Annotated in this window: 15 protein-coding genes; 6 read left to right on the top strand and 9 right to left on the bottom strand. The window is 70.4% G+C overall.

Going from position 1 to position 18,073, the window contains the following annotated elements; all coding sequences use genetic code 11:
* The first annotated feature begins 231 nt into the window (after window positions 1–231).
* Window positions 232–3,549: a S8 family serine peptidase gene (locus TN53_RS18165; RefSeq protein ID WP_046259573.1), complete on the top strand. Its 3,318-nt coding sequence runs from the start codon at window positions 232–234 to the stop codon at window positions 3,547–3,549.
* Between the two features lie 68 nt (window positions 3,550–3,617).
* Here TN53_RS18165 and TN53_RS18160 read toward each other — a convergent pair whose 3' ends face one another.
* The 3 genes from TN53_RS18160 to TN53_RS45180 all read right to left on the bottom strand — a co-directional run bounded on the left by TN53_RS18160 (window position 3,618) and on the right by TN53_RS45180 (window position 5,516).
* The gene (locus TN53_RS18160) at window positions 3,618–4,370 is read right to left on the bottom strand and encodes a hypothetical protein (RefSeq protein WP_052745243.1); all 753 of its coding nucleotides are present in this window, start codon (window positions 4,368–4,370) and stop codon (window positions 3,618–3,620) included.
* Window position 4,371: 1 nt separating this feature from the next.
* Window positions 4,372–4,917, bottom strand: a complete 546-nt coding sequence (locus tag TN53_RS18155) for a sigma-70 family RNA polymerase sigma factor (RefSeq protein ID WP_199924600.1) — start codon at window positions 4,915–4,917, stop codon at window positions 4,372–4,374.
* Between the two features lie 395 nt (window positions 4,918–5,312).
* Complete coding sequence (locus tag TN53_RS45180; protein WP_095046566.1) at window positions 5,313–5,516, bottom strand: toxin-antitoxin system HicB family antitoxin; 204 nt, start codon at window positions 5,514–5,516, stop codon at window positions 5,313–5,315.
* Window positions 5,517–5,589: 73 nt separating this feature from the next.
* Between TN53_RS45180 and TN53_RS18150 the strand changes: the two genes are divergently transcribed.
* The gene (locus TN53_RS18150) at window positions 5,590–6,846 is read left to right on the top strand and encodes an RNA-guided endonuclease InsQ/TnpB family protein (RefSeq protein ID WP_234441624.1); all 1,257 of its coding nucleotides are present in this window, start codon (window positions 5,590–5,592) and stop codon (window positions 6,844–6,846) included.
* A gap of 387 nt (window positions 6,847–7,233) precedes the next feature.
* Window positions 7,234–8,250 (top strand): aspartate-semialdehyde dehydrogenase, encoded by a 1,017-nt coding sequence (locus TN53_RS18145; protein WP_046259570.1) that lies wholly within the window; start codon window positions 7,234–7,236, stop codon window positions 8,248–8,250.
* On the opposite strand, the gene TN53_RS18140 is transcribed toward TN53_RS18145, so the two are convergent.
* Window positions 8,247–8,720, bottom strand: a complete 474-nt coding sequence (locus TN53_RS18140; RefSeq protein WP_046259569.1) for a DUF1203 domain-containing protein — start codon at window positions 8,718–8,720, stop codon at window positions 8,247–8,249. The genes TN53_RS18145 and TN53_RS18140 overlap by 4 nt on opposite strands.
* A gap of 260 nt (window positions 8,721–8,980) precedes the next feature.
* Between TN53_RS18140 and pepN the strand changes: the two genes are divergently transcribed.
* A complete protein-coding gene (gene pepN, locus TN53_RS18135) occupies window positions 8,981–11,590 on the top strand; it encodes an aminopeptidase N (RefSeq protein ID WP_046259568.1) in 2,610 nt (869 codons plus the stop codon).
* A gap of 186 nt (window positions 11,591–11,776) precedes the next feature.
* Here pepN and TN53_RS18130 read toward each other — a convergent pair whose 3' ends face one another.
* The 3 genes from TN53_RS18130 to TN53_RS18120 are packed head-to-tail and all read right to left on the bottom strand — an operon-like array spanning window position 11,777 to window position 14,572.
* The gene (locus tag TN53_RS18130; RefSeq protein WP_046259615.1) at window positions 11,777–12,685 is read right to left on the bottom strand and encodes a LysR family transcriptional regulator; all 909 of its coding nucleotides are present in this window, start codon (window positions 12,683–12,685) and stop codon (window positions 11,777–11,779) included.
* 10 nt (window positions 12,686–12,695) lie between these two features.
* Window positions 12,696–13,595 (bottom strand): DMT family transporter, encoded by a 900-nt coding sequence (locus tag TN53_RS18125; RefSeq protein ID WP_046259567.1) that lies wholly within the window; start codon window positions 13,593–13,595, stop codon window positions 12,696–12,698.
* A gap of 35 nt (window positions 13,596–13,630) precedes the next feature.
* Entirely contained in the window at window positions 13,631–14,572 is a 942-nt protein-coding gene (locus TN53_RS18120; RefSeq protein WP_046259566.1) for an EamA family transporter, read from the bottom strand.
* Window positions 14,573–14,710: 138 nt separating this feature from the next.
* Here TN53_RS18120 and TN53_RS18115 point away from each other — a divergent pair, with 138 nt between their 5' ends.
* The gene (locus TN53_RS18115) at window positions 14,711–15,232 is read left to right on the top strand and encodes a MarR family winged helix-turn-helix transcriptional regulator (protein ID WP_046259565.1); all 522 of its coding nucleotides are present in this window, start codon (window positions 14,711–14,713) and stop codon (window positions 15,230–15,232) included.
* Window positions 15,233–15,492: 260 nt separating this feature from the next.
* Here TN53_RS18115 and TN53_RS18110 read toward each other — a convergent pair whose 3' ends face one another.
* Window positions 15,493–16,944, bottom strand: a complete 1,452-nt coding sequence (locus tag TN53_RS18110; RefSeq protein ID WP_046259564.1) for an FAD-dependent monooxygenase — start codon at window positions 16,942–16,944, stop codon at window positions 15,493–15,495.
* 127 nt (window positions 16,945–17,071) lie between these two features.
* Between TN53_RS18110 and TN53_RS18105 the strand changes: the two genes are divergently transcribed.
* Complete coding sequence (locus TN53_RS18105) at window positions 17,072–17,692, top strand: TetR family transcriptional regulator (protein WP_046259563.1); 621 nt, start codon at window positions 17,072–17,074, stop codon at window positions 17,690–17,692.
* Between the two features lie 79 nt (window positions 17,693–17,771).
* On the opposite strand, the gene TN53_RS18100 is transcribed toward TN53_RS18105, so the two are convergent.
* Entirely contained in the window at window positions 17,772–18,038 is a 267-nt protein-coding gene (locus tag TN53_RS18100) for a hypothetical protein (protein ID WP_046259562.1), read from the bottom strand.
* Window positions 18,039–18,073 lie beyond the last annotated feature (35 nt).

Raw genomic sequence — 18,073 nt, 5'->3', positions numbered from 1 at the left:
CCAGAGGAACCTGGGAGACGGCAGGGCGAGTTGTCCCTTTAGTCACTCATATCCCTAAAGGGGATCGCGGGTTTTCCCCATCTGCCCATATCGATTCGGTCAACTCTCCCTAAACATCCTTCCCATGCGTAAAGCTGTGCGATCGTCCGGGGTCGCATTTCCGGACCTTCGCGGTCAGGACCGATCGGCCCCGGCCGCTACCGCACGTTCCTTTACCTACAAGGGATGCCGATGACCCTCACCCCCCAGCGCGAACCGATATCGGGCGGCGCGAGACGCGTGGTGCGTATAGCCGTGGCCGCCGGTCTCGTGGCCGCGCTCTCCGCGGCCGGGCCGATTCCCATGGCCGTCGCCGCTGCCGACGCGCCCGCCGCGGCCGACCCGGGCGTCAAGTCCGCTCACGAGAAGCTCGGTTCGGACGACGCGGACCTGCTCGCCGAGGCGAAGGCCGACGGCGACAAGAACATCTCGATGATGATCGCGACCGCTCCGGGGCAGACCGAGCAGGTCGCCAAGCAGCTGGACGCCGTGGCCGGCGGCCTCGTGGGCCGCACCTTCGACAAGGTCGGCTACGTCCGCGCCACCGTCCCCACCGCGAAGGCGGACTCGGCCATCGCCGCCGCCGTCAAGCTCTCCTCCGTGCACGGCATCGACCTGCGCCAGGAGATCCCGCTGGACGACCCGACGCCGAGCGCGGACACCTCCAAGGGCGCAGCCGTGAGCAAGGCGGCCACGCCCGCGGCGCCCGGCAAGAAGACCCCTGCCGAGAACCCGTACAACCCGTCCTTCGAGACGGGCGCCGTCGACTTCGTCGAGGACCACCCGAAGGCGGACGGCCGCGGCATCACCATCGGCATCCTCGACTCGGGCATCGACCTCGGCCACCCGTCGCTGCAGAAGACCACCACCGGTGAGCGCAAGGTCGTCGACTGGGTCACCTCCACCGACCCGGTCTCCGACGGCGACCTCTCCTGGCGGCGGATGCTCACCTCCGTGGCGGGCCCGACGTTCTCGGCGACCCCCGCGGGCGGCGCCGCCGAGACCTTCAAGGCGCCCGACGGCTCGTACAAGTTCAACTACTTCTACGAGTCCGTGACCGCCGGCGGCGACCAGCTGGGCGACGTCAACCGTGACGGCGACACCACCGACGCCTGGGGCGTGCTCTACGACGCCGCGGCCGGCACCATGCGCGTCGACCTCGACGACGACCACGACTTCACCGACGAAGAGGCCCTGAAGCCGTACAAGGACGGTCACCAGATCGCCTACTTCGGCACGGACAACCCGGCGACCGAGGTCTCCGAGCGCATCCCCTTCGTCGCCGAGATCCGCAAGGACGTCGTCTACAACGCCTCCGGCGCCAGGGCCGACTACGTCAACATCGGCATGATCTCCAGCGAGCACGGCACGCACGTCGCCGGCATCACCGCCGCGAACAGCCTGTTCGGCGGCAAGATGAACGGTGCCGCCCCGGGCGCGAAGCTCGTGTCGTCCCGCGCCTGTGTGTTCGGCCCGGGCTGCACCAACATCGCGCTCACCGAGGGCATGATCGACCTCGTCGCCAACCGTGGTGTCGACATCGTCAACATGTCCATCGGCGGTCTGCCCGCGCTCAACGACGGCAACAACGCCCGCGCCGAGCTCTACACGCGCCTCATCGACACCTACGGCGTCCAGCTGGTCATCTCGGCCGGCAACTCCGGCCCGGGTGCCAACACCATCGGCGACCCCGGTCTGGCCGACAAGGTGATCTCCGTCGGCGCCTCGATCTCCAAGGCGACGTGGTACTCCAACTACGGCTCGGCCGTGACGAAGTCGTACGCGATGATGCCGTTCTCCTCGCGCGGCCCGCGTGAGGACGGCGGCTTCACGCCGACCCTGGTCGCCCCGGGTGCCGCGATCAACACGATCCAGACCTGGATGCCGGGCGCCCCGGTCGCCGAGGCGGGCTACTCGCTGCCGGCCGGCTACGGCATGCTCCAGGGCACCTCGATGGCGTCCCCGCAGGCCGCGGGCGCCTCGGCGCTGCTGCTGTCCGCCGCCAAGGCGAAGGGCCTCGCGCTCACCCCGCAGAGCCTGCGCACCGCGCTGACCTCGACCGCCGACCACATCAAGGGTGTGCAGGCGTACGAGGAGGGCGCGGGCCTCATCAACATCGAGGACGCCTGGGACTCCATCAAGGACGGCGCGACCGCCCACGACTACACCGTCAAGGCGCCGGTCGACACCGCGATCGACCAGTTCCTGAAGACGCCGGGCTTCGGCACCGGCATCTACGACCGTGAGGGCGGCCTGAAGGCCGGCGTCAAGAAGTCGTACGAGGTCACCATCACCCGTACGTCCGGCGCCGACAAGGCGATACGTCACGAGCTGCACCTCGAGAACAACGCCTCCGGCACCTTCTCGATCGTCGGCTCGGACGAGGTCAAGCTGGAGCTGAACAAGCCGGTCACCGTCAAGATCGCCGCGAAGTCGCCGACCGCCGGTCTCAAGAGCGCGATCCTCGAGGTCGACGATCCGAGGACCGAGGGCGTCGACAAGCAGATCCTTAACACGGTCGTGGTCTCGACGCCGCTGAAGTACACCTACTCGGCGTCCGACACGGTCCAGCGCAACGGCACGCAGCACTACTTCGTGACCGTCCCCGAGGGCGCCACGTCCCTCGAGGTCGCCATCGGCGGGCTGAAGGGCCAGAGCCAGACCCGGTTCATGTCGATCCACCCGTACGGTGTGTCCGCGGAGAACTCCGCGTTCGCCGGTACTCCGTTCTGCTACAGCAACTACCTCGACGGCAACGGCTGCCGCCCCGACGTGCGGTCGTACCCGAACCCGACGCCGGGCGTGTGGGAGATCGAGCTCGAGTCGCGCCGTACGTCGCCGCTGCTCGACAACCCGTACAAGCTGGACGTCACCGTCCTCGGCGCCGCCTTCGACCCGGAGGTCGTGACCGTGCCCGAGGCCAAGGTCGGCACCCCGACCGCCGCCTCCTGGAAGGTGACGAACAACTTCGCCGCGCTCGACGGCAAGCTCGTCGGCGGCCCGCTCGGCTCGGCCAAGTCGGCCCGCCCGACCATCGCCGACGGCGAGACCCAGGTCACCACCGTCGAGGTCCCCGAGGGCGCCAAGTCGCTGGACGTCGCCATCGGCAACGTCTCCGACGCGGCCGCCGACCTCGACCTGGTCGTCCTGGACGGCAACGGCGAGGAGGCCGGTACCTCCGCCGACGGTGACTCGGAGGAGTCCGTCTCGGTGGCGAACCCCGCCGCCGGTACCTACACCGTCCAGGTCATCGGCTACGCGATCCCGGCCGGTTCGACGGCCTACGACTACCGGGACGTGTTCTTCTCCGCCGCCCTGGGCGCCGTCTCGGTCGACGACTCGGCCGCGGTGAAGCTGGGAACGGGTGGCACCGCGGACGTCTCCGCGAACGTCACCGCCCTGGCGGCCGCTCCTGAGGGCCGTGAGTTCTTCGGTCAGGTCCAGCTGGTGAACGCGCGCGGCACGGTCGCGGGCATCGGCAGCGTGAAGATCGAGAAGGTCACCCCGTAGGTTGCCGGTACGACAAAGGAGGGGCGGGCGTCCATCGGGCGCCCGCCCCTTCGTCGTGCCCGCCTCCGTCAGCAGGTCAGCTTGCGCGACTCCGGCAACGAGGCCGTGATCCACGCCCGTTCCCGGGCGACCGCCTTCTCTCCGACCACCCAGTGGTCGGGCACCGCGTCGCCCTTGGGGACCCCGAACAGCACCTGGTCGCCCTTGACGAGACCGCGACTGAACGTGTCCTCGATGACGTAGGTGAGCGTGTCCGGCTGCTGCCCGTCCTGCTTGTAGTAACGGCTCACCTCCACGGTGATCCGCAACTGCACCCCGTCCACGAGCCGTTCGACCGAGGTGACCGTGCCTTCGACCACGAGACGGGTGCAGGCGAGGTAGTACGGGCTGCCGAAGCGGGTGCCTGCGTCCGCGTCGGCCCCGGACTTCTGGGCGCTGGAGCCGCTGTCCTCCGACCCGGACATGGCGTCGGGCCCGCCCGTGGCGATCAGCCAGCCCAGACCGGCGACCACGGAGGCCGCCGCGGCCACCGCCAGGCCACCGAGGGCGAGTTTGGGGACCCATCGGCGGGTGCGTGAGGGACCCACCCGAGCCGGCTTCGGGGCCGGAACCAGGGACGGAGCCGGAGCCGGGGCCGGGGCCTGGACCGGCTCGGCGAGGGCGTGGCCGATGACGCCCAGTTGCTCGCGCAGCAGCGCCAGGTCGGCGCTCGCCGACCGGTGTTCGGCCATGAAGGCGGAGTCCCCGCGGGCTTCCTCGGACAGTGGTTCGTCGGTGATCGCGGCCATCAGCGCGTCGATGCCGTCGTGTTCGGCGGTCACGTCACACCACCTCACCCTCGTGCAGGCGGGTGCGCAGTGCGCGGACCGCCGTGTGCAGCCTGCTCTTGACCGTGCCCTCGGGGACGCCGAGCTCGTGCGCGATGTCGCGTACCGGCAGGTCCGCGAAGAAACGCAGGACGAGGACCTGGCGCTGGGAGTCGGGCAGTTCATCGAGTCCCTGGGCGACGGCGAGGGAGAGCACGCTGGTGTCCTCGCCCGAGGGGTGCTCCAACTGGCGCAGGGAGGCGAGGCGTTCGCCGATCCGCTCCTGACGGCGCTTGGCGCGGTGCCAGTCCATGGCGAGGTTGGAGGCGACGACGGCTGCCCACGCCGAGACGTCGCGCGGCGCCTCGTACCCCTTCGCCGCCCGCTCCAGCAACCGTAGGCGGACCTGCTGCACCCCGTCCGGCAGGTCCGCCTGCGGTACGCCGCCGAGCGCGAGCACGGCTCGCACCCGACGTTCCTGGGCCGCGTCGAGGGGGTCGTCCGGCCCGTCATGGACGCCGTCCCCCTCGCCGCGGCGGGCCTTTCTGCGCAGCACAGCCACCCCCTCCCCTAGGCCCTGTCGTCAAATTCCCGCCTGCCCCGCGACGCCATGCACGCACTCTCGCCGCACCGGTCACAGACCCACGTACAACCAGTACGAGGGCCTGTGCCCGGCACGCCGAGAGCACGCACCTGACGCCGCGGGGCCCGCCCTTCGGGCGGACGACGGGAATTTGACGACAGGGCCTAGCCGCGTTTCCTCTATGACGCCGGTGGGCGCGGAAACGTTCGGTCCGATTCCCGGATATCTCTTCACTCCGTCTCCGTCTGCCGCTGAGGGGCGCCGGGGACGCCCGCCGTGGGCGTGTCCCCGCAAGGCCGCTGGACCGGTGGGCAAGATGCGCGGGCACCGCCGACCTCGTCCTCCGCCTCACTTCCGGTCCATGCACCTGCCACTCAGGGTCGGCGTGAATGTCCGTTCCCGTGCGGCGGGACAGCGGCAGCCTGACCGTCTCCTGGTCGGTCCTGCGCCGAACCTGGGGTGACAGCGCGCCGCACGACGGCGACCAGCCACGAGTTCAAGGAACGATCGTCATCGGCAGCGGCAGCCACGGCCTGTTCGTGCAGATCGTCGGGGAGTCTGAGGTTTACATGCTTCATGGGACCATATTTGAGCTAGATTGGTCCCATGGCAAGGTTTCACGCGTACCCGACGGTCGAGCAGGAGCAGCAGATGCTGCTGCACTGCGCGCACGCCCGATACGTGTGGAACCTCGCTGTCGAGCAGCATTCGCACTGGCAGCCGGAGCGAAAATCCGCGCCCGGGTTCGCCGAGCAGTGCCGTCAACTCACCGAGGCCTGGTATGAGAACGAGTGGCTCCGGGCAGGGAACGCGGACGTGCAGCAGCAGGCTCTGAAGGACTTCGCCAAAGCCAGGGCCGCCCGCTTCACCTCTGGATTCGGCCAGCCGACCTGGCGCCGGAAACACGAACATGAGGGTTTCCGTGTCATCGGTACCGACCGGGTACCTGAATTCGAGCCGGACGGCCGCCCAAGGCTTAACCCGAAGACCGGCAAGCAGGTCATGGGCCGCTCCGTCGTCGTACAGAAGCTGAACCGGCGGTGGGCACAGGTCAAGGTACCGGGCTGTGGCTGGGTTCGCTTCAGGCTGTCCCGCAAGGGCAAGGGCGCCGCTCCGCCTGCCGCGAAAACGTTCCGTGTCACCTTCCGGAACGGCCGGTGGCACATCGCCTTCGCTGTCATCCCCGAGCCGCTCGACGCGCCTGCGACAAGCGACGTCATCGGTGTCGACCGGGGGGTGACGATCACCGCCGCCCTCTCCGACGGCCGGAAACTGAAGTGCCCGCAGCTCACAGTGAAAGAGCGCGCACGGATCCGCAAGCACCAGCGGCGGGCAGCGCGGGCCCCGAAGGGCAGCAAGGCCAAGGCCTCCGAGCACGCCAAGATCGCCGGGTTGAAGATCCGCGAGGCGAACCGGCGCAAGGACTGGTGTGAGAAGACCAGCACCATGCTCGCCAGGACGTACGGTCTGGTGCGGTTCGAGAGACTGAACATCAAGAACATGACCCGCTCGGCCAGGGGCACCCTCGCGGAGCCGGGCAGGAACGTGGCGCAGAAGGCCGGGCTGAACCGGGCTGTCCTCGCGCAGGGGTGGGGTCTGCTCCGGCAGCGTACCGAGCACAAGGCTCCGGGCCGGGTCGAGGACGTTCCCGCACCCTTTACGTCGCTGCGTTGCTCGGCCTGCGGATGGATCGAGAAGAAGTCGCGCAAGAGCCAAGCCGACTTCGTCTGTGTGTCCTGCGGGTTCACCTGCAACGCGGATGAGAACGCGAGTATCAATGTCGCGGCAGGACAGGGCGGGATTGCTCGCCCCCGGCGAACAGCCGGTGCCGGAGGGGTGACAACGGCTACCGGCCGTTCGAGCGCCCGTGAACCTCAACCCGCCCGGGTTGGAATCCCCCTCTTCTGAGAGGGGGAGGATGTCAAAACCAGCCCGCGCATCCAGCCACACCGCGCAAACACAGCCGCGGTGTCCGGCCTCAGAACTTCGGATCTGGAGTCGTACATCACACCTGGTCGAAAACTGAACCGGTAGCTGCCCAGACGATGCGGCCCTCAACGTCTACGAACTGGACGAAAGCCTGTTCCAGAGAGGCAGGCTCACCGATTCTTTCGGTCCATACCGTGTATCGGGCGCGATCCTGTAGGTAAGGGCGTTGTGCGAATGGATCCTCGAACTGCGCCCCTGACAGGAGTGCCGTCCCATTCCTCGGGCAAAGGATTGGACACGACGGCCCGGATGAGACGCATGATGGAAACGTCCAGGCCACGTAAACGCCACGCAAAGGGAGTCGCTGTGAGGGTCGGAATCGTCGGAGCCACCGGTCAGGTCGGCACGGTCATGCGCAGGATCCTCAAGGAGCGGTCCTTCCCGGTCACCGAGCTGCGCCTGTTCGCCTCGGCCCGCTCCGCGGGGTCGGTCCTGGACGGCGTGACGATCGAGGACGCTTCGACGGCGGACTACACGGGCCTGGACATCGTGCTGTTCTCCGCGGGCGGCGCGACCTCGAAGGCGCTGGCCGAGAAGGTCGCCTCGCAGGGCGCCGTGGTGATCGACAACTCCTCGGCGTGGCGCAAGGACCCCGAGGTCCCCCTGGTCGTCTCCGAGGTGAACCCGCACGCCATCGCGGACCGCCCCAAGGGCATCATCGCCAACCCGAACTGCACCACGATGGCCGCGATGCCGGTCCTGAAGGTCCTGGACGCCGAGGCGGGCCTTCAGGCCCTCGTCGCCACCACCTACCAGGCGGTCTCCGGCTCGGGCCTCGCGGGCGTGGCCGAGCTGCACGGCCAGGTCCAGAAGGTCGTCGCCGACGCGGACAAGCTGACCCACGACGGCGAGGCGGTCGACTTCCCGGAGCCGCAGGTCTACAAGCGGCCCATCGCCTTCAACGTGCTGCCCTTCGCCGGCAACCTCGTCGAGGACGGCCTGAACGAGACGGACGAGGAGCAGAAGCTCCGCAACGAGTCCCGCAAGATCCTGGAGCTCCCCGAGCTCAAGGTCTCCGGCACCTGCGTCCGGGTCCCGGTCTTCTCCGGCCACTCCCTTCAGATCAACGCCCGCTTCGAGCGCCCGATCTCCCCGGAGCGCGCGACGGAGCTGCTGGCCGGGGCGCCGGGTGTGGCCCTTTCCGAGATCCCGACCCCGCTCCAGGCGGCCGGCAAGGACGCCTCGTACGTCGGCCGTATCCGCAACGACGAGACCGTCGACAACGGCCTCGCCCTGTTCATCTCCAACGACAACCTCCGCAAGGGCGCGGCCCTGAACGCGGTCCAGATCGCGGAGCTGGTGGCGGCGGAGCTGACGGGCTAAGGCCGCCTGACCTCGTAGTAGAAGCAGCCGTACTCGACGGCCCGGACGTGGACGAGCGCCACGGCCGGGTCGTCGAACGCGTTGTGGAAGGCGGCGTCGTCGAGGACGTCGACCAGCTGCCCGCCGAGGATGTGCCCGTCGGTGGAGTACCGCCGGACGGTCCGGTGCGCGTTGCCGAAGGCGTACCCCTCCTTCTCCTGCGGCCCCGCGCACTCCTCGGCGTGGATGAAGACGGGTCCCTGCTCGTCGTACGCCCTCGGCTCGGCCCCCGTTTCCGCGGCCCAGCGCCGCAGCGGGGCGTAGGAGACCAGGGCGAGAAGCTCTCCCGGGCGGCTGTGCCGCAGACAGCAGCGCAGCGGCGACCCGCCCTCCTCGTCGGTCGCGGGAACCATCTCGCGTCCCGCGTCGTCAGCAGAACGCAGCTCCTTCAGGACGGACGGGGGGATGGGCAGTGCGGTGTACGTAGTCATGGATCCCAGGCTGGCGCGGAACCGGCCGGATGACTGGCGGGATACGGACGTGACCCTTGGAGCGGCGGTCCCCAGGGACGCCCGCCGGGACGGATCGCGGGATCTCGGGGGTGATGGGGCGTGCGGTGCAGGTGGTCATGTCTCCCGCGCTCTCGCGTGTCCGCCCCGGTCACCGGCGGGTTGTGAACATCGCGTTCGGTACGGGACCCGTGGAAGGATGGCCGAACCGCCGAACCCACACATAACGAGGAGATGACCGCGTGCCTGGCACAAACCTGACTCGCGAAGAGGCGCAACAGCGGGCGAAGCTGCTCAGCGTCGACTCGTACGAGATCGATCTCGACCTCTCCGGCGCGCAAGAGGGCGGTACCTACCGGTCCGTGACCACGGTGCGCTTCGACGTCGCCGGTGGGGGCACCTCCCGCTCGAGCGGAGCCGAGAGTGGGGGAGGCGCCGAGACCTTCATCGACCTGGTGGCCCCGGCCGTCCACGAGGTGACGCTCAACGGGGACCCGCTCGACCCGGCCGAGGTCTTCAAGGACTCCCGCATCGCGCTCCCCGGCCTGCTGGAGGGCCGCAATGTGCTCCGCGTGGTCGCGGATGCCGCGTACACCAACACCGGCGAGGGTCTGCACCGCTTCGTCGACCCCGTCGACCAGCAGGCTTACCTGTACACCCAGTTCGAGGTGCCGGACGCCCGCCGCGTCTTCGCCTCCTTCGAGCAGCCCGACCTGAAGGCCACCTTCCAGTTCACCGTGAAGGCTCCCTCCGGCTGGACGGTCATCTCCAACTCCCCGACGCCGGAGCCGAAGGACGACATCTGGGTCTTCGAGCCGACCCCGCGGATCTCGTCGTACATCACGGCGCTCATCGTCGGCCCGTACCACTCGGTCCACAGCGTGTACGAGAAGGACGGCCAGTCCGTGCCGCTCGGCATCTACTGCCGCCCCTCCCTCGCCGAGTTCCTCGACTCGGACGCGATCTTCGAGGTGACACGGCAGGGCTTCGACTGGTTCCAGGAGAAGTTCGACTACGCGTACCCGTTCAAGAAGTACGACCAGCTGTTCGTGCCGGAGTTCAACGCGGGCGCGATGGAGAACGCGGGCGCGGTCACCATCCGCGACCAGTACGTCTTCCGCTCGAAGGTCACCGACGCCGCGTACGAGATGCGCGCCGAGACGATCCTGCACGAGCTGGCGCACATGTGGTTCGGCGACCTGGTCACCATGGAGTGGTGGAACGACCTGTGGCTGAACGAGTCGTTCGCCACGTACACGTCGATCGCCTGCCAGGCGTACGCCCCGGACAGCCGCTGGCCGCACTCGTGGACGACGTTCGCCAACTCCATGAAGACATGGGCGTACCGCCAGGACCAGCTCCCGTCGACGCACCCGATCATGGCCGAGATCCGCGACCTCGACGACGTGCTGGTCAACTTCGACGGCATCACCTACGCCAAGGGCGCCTCCGTCCTGAAGCAGCTCGTCGCCTACGTCGGCATGGACGAGTTCTTCGGCGGCGTGCAGGCGTACTTCAAGCGCCACGCGTTCGGCAACACCCGGCTGTCCGACCTGCTGGGCGCGCTGGAGGAGACCTCCGGCCGTGACCTGAAGCACTGGTCGGAGAAGTGGCTCCAGACGGCCGGCATCAACATCCTGCGTCCCGAGATCGAGACGGACGAGCACGGTGTCATCACCTCCTTCGCGATCCGCCAGGAGGCCCCTGCGCTGCCGGCGGGCGCGCAGGGTGAGCCGACGCTGCGTCCGCACCGCATCGCGGTGGGCCTGTACGAACTGGACGACACCAGCGGCAAGCTGGTCCGCGACGAGCGTGTCGAGCTGGACGTGGACGGCGAACTGACCGCCGTACCGCAGCTGGTGGGCAAGCGCCGTCCGGCGGTGGTCCTGCTCAACGACGACGACCTGTCGTACGCGAAGGTCCGCCTGGACGAGCAGTCCCTGGCCTTCGTGACGGAGCACCTGGGCGACTTCGAGTCCTCGCTGCCGCGCGCGCTGTGCTGGGCCTCGGCGTGGGACATGACCCGCGACGCGGAACTGGCCACCCGCGACTACCTCTCCCTCGTCCTGTCCGGCATCGGCAAGGAGTCGGACATCGGTGTCGTGCAGTCCCTGCACCGCCAGGTGAAGCTGGCGATCGAGCTGTACGCCGACCCGGCCGCCCGCGAAGCCCTGCTGACCCGCTGGACGGACGCCACGCTGGCGCATCTGCGCTCGGCGGCCGCGGGCAGCGACCACCAGCTGGCGTGGGCGCGCGCGTTCGCGGCCACGGCCCGTACGCCGGAGCAGCTGGACCTCCTGGACGCCCTGCTGGAGGGCTCGCAGACGATCGAGGGCCTGGCCGTCGACACCGAGCTGCGCTGGGCGTTCGTGGAGCGTCTGGCGTCGGTCGGCCGTTTCGACGAGACGGAGATCGCGGGCGAGTACGAGCGTGACAGGACGGCGGCCGGCGAGCGCCACGCGGCCACCGCCCGTGCCGCCCGTCCGACCGAGGAGGCCAAGGCCGAGGCCTGGGCCCAGGTCATCGAGTCCGACAAGCTCCCGAACGCGGTTCAGGAGGCCGTCATCGGAGGCTTCGTCCAGACCGGGCAGCGGGAGCTGCTGGCGTCGTACACGGACAAGTACTTCGAGGTGGTCAAGGGCATCTGGGACGCCCGCTCGCACGAGATCGCCCAGCAGATCGCGGTCGGCCTCTACCCGACGATCCAGGTCTCCCAGGAGACCCTGGACAAGACGGACGCCTGGCTGGCCTCCGCCGAGCCCAACGCGGCCCTGCGCCGCCTGGTCTCGGAGTCCCGCGCGGGCGTGGAGCGCGCGTTGAAGGCACAGGCGGCGGACGCGGCGGCGTCATAGTCGCCGGTACGACGATGAGGGGCGCCCGGTGAGCCATCGGGCGCCCCTTGCCGTACCGGGGCAGGGCCGCAAAGGGGGGTGGGGTGCGAGGCCGTGTCGCGAGTGCGGCCGAGCGGGGGCTGGTCGCGCAGTTCCCCGCGCCCCTTGGGTGCGTGCAGTTGCCGCCGGCTCACATGCCACCCCGGCTCACCACCGAGCAAGCCTCCCGGCAACGCTTTCCAAGGCCGACAGCACCCTCCCCACCGCAACCCCCGCCTCGCTCCCCCTCCGCACCGCGGCCACGACGTGCCGCACCGGCCGGTCCGCCCCCAGCTCCCGCATGACCACCCCGTCCCGCCGCACCGCCGCCATCCGCGGCACCAGCGCCACCCCCATGCCCGCCTCGACCATGGCGAGGATCGCCGTCCACCCCGCCGCGGAATGCCCCTGCCGCGGGCTGAACCCGGCCGCCTCGCACGCCCCGCGCGTGATGTCGGACCAGGGCCCGCTGCCCCCGAAGATCCAGGACTCCCCGGCGAGATCGGCCAGCCGCAGCCCCTCGACGGTCGCGAGCGCGTGACCGGGCGGCAGGGCGACGTCCAGCGGGTCCGCGAGCAGCTCGACCCGTGTGAACCGCCCGTCCCCCACCTCCGGCGCCTGCGCGGCCAGCGACAGCGCGAGGTCGACCTCACCGCCGGCCAGCAGCTCGTACGCCTCCCCGGCCTCCGCCTCGCGCACCCGCACGCTCACCCCCGGGTGCGTCGCCCGCAGGGCCCGTACCGCAGGCACCGCCAGCGCGGGCACGGCCGTGGAGAAGGCGGCGACCCGCACCTCACCGACCTCGCCGTGCACATACGCCGACAGTTCGGCATCCGCCCGCTCCAGTTGCTCGAACACCGCCTCGGCGTGCCGCAGCACCAGCCGTGCCGCGTCCGTGAGCCGTACCCGCCGGCCCCGCGCCTCCAGCAACGGCACGCCCAACTGCTTGGCGAGGTTGGTCAGCTGCTGCGACACCGCGGACGGCGTCATCCGCAGCGCCTCGGCCGTCGCGGTCACGGTGCCCTGCTCCCGCAGCGTCCGCAGGATCTGCAGTTTCCGGATGTCCCACTCGAGCATGGCGGCCAACCTATCCGGCGGCACCCAGCATCACCCCGCCGAGGATCAGCGCCATGCACAGCGCCTGCGCCGCGGAGACCGTCTCGCCGAGCAGGGCCCAGGACAGCAGGGCCACGCAGAGGGGCTGGAGGTAGTACACGACTCCGGCCCGGGACGGACCGACCAGGGCGATGGCCCGGTTCCAGGCGAAGAAGGCGACGGCCGAGGAGAAGACCCCGACGTACAGCAGGGGCAACACCGTGCCGGCCGTCGGCTCGAACCCGCCCTGGACGGCGAGGCTCACCCCCTGCGCGGGCAGCAGCAGGACGGTGCCGAACAGAAAGGTCGTGAACAGGAAGGCCGTACCGCCGAGTTCCGCGGGCTTTCGGCGCAGCAGCGCGCTGTACGACCCGAAGCAGCAGGCCGCGGCGATCATCCACAGGTCACCCGCGGCGAGCCCCGCTCCGCCCCCGACGAGCAGCACCACGCCCCCGCACGCGACCAGCAGCCCACCGACCCGGCGCGCCCCGATCCGTACGCCGCTCATCCGCTCGAACACCGCCATCAGCACCGGCGAGGCGGCCATGATCATGCCCATGTTGGCGGCCGGGGTGGTCGAACCGGCCTGGTTGACCAGGGTGTTGTAGACGGCCACCCCGAGCAGCGAGGCGAGCACCACGAAACCGGGATGCCGCCTGATCACCTTCCGCTGCCGCCAAGCCTGTCGGGCCCCGAAGGGGGCGACCGCGACGAGCGCGACGATCCAGCGCCAGAAGGCCTGCTGGACGGGCGGCACGCTGTCGTGCAGCGCACGGGAGGTGATGAAGCTGCCGGACCAGACGACGGTCGCGACGGCGGCGAGCAGAACCCCGAGGGCGGCGGCCCTCGGGGCGGAGGTGGTACGGGCGGTCCTTTCGAGGACGGCGGTCACTGGGGTCCTTCCACTGGGCGGTGATCTCGGTGGATCTACCGTCGCAGCGCCGCATCTGTCACGTCCATCGAATCTTTACGACTGTTCCTTTCAGTAAAACTGAACGATCGACCGGCCGTGCGCGTCTTCCGCTGCCCCAGCTGCCCCGCCACCGTCGCCCCGAACGCCACCGCCATCCCCGCCAGTTGGACCGGCGTCAGCGCCTGGCCGAGCGCCGCCCAGCCGACGATCGCGGCGGTCAGCGGGGAGAGCGGGCCGAGGAGGGTGACCTGCGTGGCGCTGAGCCGGCCGATCCCACGGAACCAGAGCCAGTACGAGACCGCCGTGTTCGCCAGCGCCAGATAGAGGTAGCCGCCCACCGCCCGTCCGTCGAGCGCGGGCGGGGCGCCTTCGACCAGGAGCGCGAGCGGCGCGATGAGCAGTCCGCCCGCGGTCAGCTGCCACCCGGTGAGCGCGAGCGGACCCACTCCGTCGGGCCGCCCCCACCGCTTGGTCAGCACGGTCCCGGCGGACATGGAGGCGGCCGAGGCGAAGGCCGCCAGTACACCTACGGGGTCGAGAGCTCCGGCCGCCTTCAGTACGACGAGACTGACCCCAAACGCCGCGACGACCCCGGTGACCACACTCCGCACGGTCGGCCGCTGCCCCAGCAGCAGCGCCGACAGCCCGACGACGAGCAGCGGCCCCACCGACCCGACGACCGCGGCCATACCGCCGGGCAGCCGGTACGCCGACAGGAACAGCAGCGGGAAGAACGCACCGATGTTCAGCGCCCCGAGCACCGTCGCCTTCCACCACCAGGCCCCCTTCGGCAGCACCCGCGCAACCCCGAGCAGCAGCAGCCCGGCGGGCAGGGCGCGCGCCAGCCCGGTGAACAGGGGGCGGTCGGCCGGGAGGAACTCGGTGGTGACGGCGTAGGTGGTGCCCCAGGAGATGGGAGCGAGGGCGGTGAGGAGGATGGTCGCGGACCGCGTCATGACGGTTCCCTTCATGCGGTGGCACGCCAGAAATTAACTTACTCGGAAGCAGCTTAGCGCTAAGCAACTTTCCTGCAAGCCACTTTTTCGCAAGCTACTTTCTTGCGGCCGACCGGCTCGCGGGCGGATACTCACCCCATGAACGCCACGTCGCAGCAGCCCCCCAGGGATCCCGTCGACGCGATCGTCGAGCAGTGGGGCACCGTGCGGCCCGACCTCGACACCCGGGCGATGGAGGTCTTCGGGCGGATCTTCCGGCTGTCACGGGCGATGGGCGACCGGATGGAGAAGGCGTACGCCCCCTACGGGATCTCCCGCGGCGAGTTCGACGTCCTGGCCACCCTGCGCCGCGCCGGCGAGCCCTACGCCCTCTCGCCTCGCGAGCTCTCCGCGACGCTGATGCTCACGACGGGCGGCATGACCGGCCGGCTCGACAAGCTGGAACGCGCGGGCCTGCTCCGCCGCTCCCCCGACCCGCACGACCGCCGGGGCCTCCAAGTCACCCTCACCGACAAGGGGTTGAACGTCCTCGACGAGGCGGTCGGCGCGGGCCTCGCCACCGAGACGCAGGCGATGTCCGTCCTCACCGACGAACAGGCCGACCAACTGGCCGACCTGCTCCGCCACTTGCTGGCAGGAACCCAGACGCCTCCGCACTGAGCGCTCCGCGGGAAGTGCCGCGATGTGCCGTCGGCCGTCCGCGGCGCCGTCGTGGCTGGCGGCGCCCCGCGGCGGAGCCGCACATAGATACGCCCCGCGCCCCTTCAGGGCACTGCCGAACCGTAGAGGACTTCACCCGACCCGCTTCAGACACCGCTGGGCCGGCCCTTCACCTGGCGGGGCGGCGCAAGACACCACTCAGACCGCCCCCTCATCAGGCGAGGCGGCACAAGGCCTTCTCGGGCCGCCCCACCCCCCGTTCACCCGACGGCGGCGGCGACCGCGTTCTCGATCGCCGTGGCGTCCGGTGCGTCCGCCGCCCAGGCCACGTATCCGTCGGGGCGCACCAGGACGGTCGTACGACGGTCGCTCGCCCAGCGCTTCACGGTCAGCCGGTCCTTGCGGGTGCCCGGGTCCTCGTACGCTTGCGAGTCCGGGGTGATCAGGACGAACCCGCCGCCGCGCAGGGCCTCGTACAGGCGGCCGCCCGCCAGGGCGACGTCGGGGACACGGGTGCCGGTGAGACGGTGGGCGCCGCGAGGGGCGGGGTACTTGTAGCCGATGCCGGAGATCTGGCCCAGGGCCTTGCGCCGGGCGGGACCGACCGCGTTGCCGACGGCGGAGACGAGGGCGCGGACGGCGCGCAGTGCCGGGCTCTGCGCGCGGGCCAGCCGGACGAGTCCGCCGCTGCTGCGCAGCACCGCCCTGCCGACCGGGTGCCGCTCGCTCTCGTAGGTGTCGAGGAGCCCGCCGGGCGCCCACCCCTGCACGGCCGCGGCGAGCTTCCAGCTCAGGTTGGCCGCGTCCTGGAGGCCGGTGTTCATACCCTGGCCGCCGGCCGGGGAGTGGATGTGCGCGGCGTCGCCGGCGAGGAAGACCCGCCCGACCCGGTACCGCGGCGCCTGGCGTTCGTCGCTGTGGAAGCGGGAGAGCCAGCGGGCGTCGTGCATGCCGTAGTCGGCGCCCAGGGCGCGGCGCGTGACGTCCCTGACCTCGTCGAGGTCGATCGGGACGTCGTCGGGGACCTCGTGGCGGCGGTCCCAGCCCATGACCCGGTACCAGCCGTCACCGAAGGAGGCGATCATCGCGAAGCAGTCGCCCACGCCGTTGACGGTGAGCACGTCCTCGGGCCGCTCGGCGAGCCGTACGTCCGCGAGGAACAGCGACTTGATGACGGAGACCCCGGGGAAGTCCAGGCCGATCGCCCGGCGTACGGCGCTGTGGTGTCCGTCGGCGCCGACGACATAGGCCGCGCGGCGGACGGCGACCGTCCCGTCCGCGCCCCGCACCTCCAGTTCCACCCCGTCGGCGTCCTGTCGCAGCCCCACGACCTCGCTCTCGTACGCGAACTCGACCCCGGCCTCCCTCGCCCGCCGCTCCAGCAGCCGCTCGACCTCGTACTGCGGGGTGATGAGCATGAACGGGAAGCGGGACTGAAGCGTGGTCAGGTCGAGGGTGAGGCGGTCGAAGGCGCGCAGGCCGGTGATGGTGTCGCCGGTGGCGAGCAGCTGGTCGGCGAGCCCCCGGGCGTCGAGCTGCTCCAGGGTGCGGGCGTGCACACCGAAGGCACGGGAGAGGTTGCTGATCTCGTGGGGGCGCTTTTCGAGGAGGGTGACCGGGACACCCGCGGTGGCGAGGTCGCCGGCGAGGAACAGGCCGGTGGGCCCGGAGCCGACGACGATCACGGTGCGGTGGGTGGCGGTGCCGTTCATGGTGGCCTCCTGTTGCCAACGCTTGTTTGCCGACGCTTGTTGACGAAGCTAGCGAGGACTCCGAAGAGAGTCAACAGTTGTTGGCAAACACTTGTTGGCAAACATATGTTGGCCTACGCTCGTAGACATGAACGGCAGCAACAGCGACACCAAGACCACGCCTCCCGGCCTCGGTCCCGGCCCCGGCCCCGGCGCCCCCCGCCGCTCCGACGCCACCCGTGGCGCGATCCTCACCGCGGCCCGCGAACGCTTCGCCGCCGACGGCTACGAGCGGGCCACCATCCGCGCGATCGCCAAGGACGCGGGCATCGATCCGTCCATGGTGATGCGCTACTACGGCAACAAGGAGGGCCTCTTCGCGGCGGCGGTCGCCATCGATCTGCGGCTGCCGGACGTGGGCGCGCTGCCCCGCAAGGACGTCGGCAGGGCGCTCGTCACGCACTTCCTGGCCACCTGGGAGGAGAACGAGGTACTCAGGGCGCTGCTGCGGGTGGGCGCGACGAACGCGGCCGGGGCCGAGCGGATGCAGGGCATCTTCCGGGACCAGTTGCTGCCGATCGCCGAGCGGGCGTGCCCGGACCCCCAGCAGGTCCCGGCGCGGGCCGCGCTCGTGTCGTCGCAGCTGCTGGGCCTCGCGCTGACCCGTTATGTGCTGCGGATCCCGTCCGCGGTGGCGCTGGCGCCCGAGGAGATCGTGGCGTGGCTGGCGCCGACGGTGCAGCGGTATCTGACCGCGCCGAGCCCCTGAGCGGGCGCGCGGGAGAACACACCGAGGGCGCCGGCCTCGCCCCGTGCGGGGCGGGGCCGGCGCCCCTGGAAGCGTGCGGTCAGGCCTTCGAGGCGGCCTTGGGCTTGGCGCTCACCCGGTGCTCCGGGTGGGACTTGTCCAGGACCATCACCAGACCGGCGATGACCGCGAAGATCGCGAGCGGGGCCACGACGTAGAGACCCAGCGTCTCCATGACGCTCAGGCCCGGACCGGGGTCGTCGCCGTCGTCGCGGGTGACTGCGAGCGCGGGAGACGTCATGAGCAGCATCATCAGCGTCGTACCGGCAGCCAGGGCACCGGCGCGCAGGGCGTTCTTCTTGTCCACGATCCCAAAAGTATCGAATGCCTTATGGCCCCGCG

Origin of the sequence: Streptomyces sp. WM6386 (genome assembly GCF_000972385.1) — a bacterium.
Taxonomy (GTDB): domain Bacteria; phylum Actinomycetota; class Actinomycetes; order Streptomycetales; family Streptomycetaceae; genus Streptomyces.
This window is presented reverse-complemented; position numbering and strand designations above follow the sequence as displayed.

Bases quoted from the DNA above. Each gene is read 5' to 3' on its own strand.
- TN53_RS18140 (WP_046259569.1), bottom strand. From the start codon at position 8,720: ATGACTACGTACACCGCACTGCCCATCCCCCCGTCCGTCCTGAAGGAG.
- TN53_RS18105 (WP_046259563.1), top strand. From the start codon at position 17,072: ATGAACGGCAGCAACAGCGACACCAAGACCACGCCTCCCGGCCTCGGT.
- TN53_RS18115 (WP_046259565.1), top strand. From the start codon at position 14,711: ATGAACGCCACGTCGCAGCAGCCCCCCAGGGATCCCGTCGACGCGATC.
- TN53_RS18110 (WP_046259564.1), bottom strand. From the start codon at position 16,944: ATGAACGGCACCGCCACCCACCGCACCGTGATCGTCGTCGGCTCCGGG.
- TN53_RS18120 (WP_046259566.1), bottom strand. From the start codon at position 14,572: ATGACGCGGTCCGCGACCATCCTCCTCACCGCCCTCGCTCCCATCTCC.
- TN53_RS18150 (WP_234441624.1), top strand. From the start codon at position 5,590: ATGCTGCTGCACTGCGCGCACGCCCGATACGTGTGGAACCTCGCTGTC.
- TN53_RS18165 (WP_046259573.1), top strand. From the start codon at position 232: ATGACCCTCACCCCCCAGCGCGAACCGATATCGGGCGGCGCGAGACGC.
- TN53_RS18130 (WP_046259615.1), bottom strand. From the start codon at position 12,685: ATGCTCGAGTGGGACATCCGGAAACTGCAGATCCTGCGGACGCTGCGG.
- TN53_RS45180 (WP_095046566.1), bottom strand. From the start codon at position 5,516: ATGAAGCATGTAAACCTCAGACTCCCCGACGATCTGCACGAACAGGCC.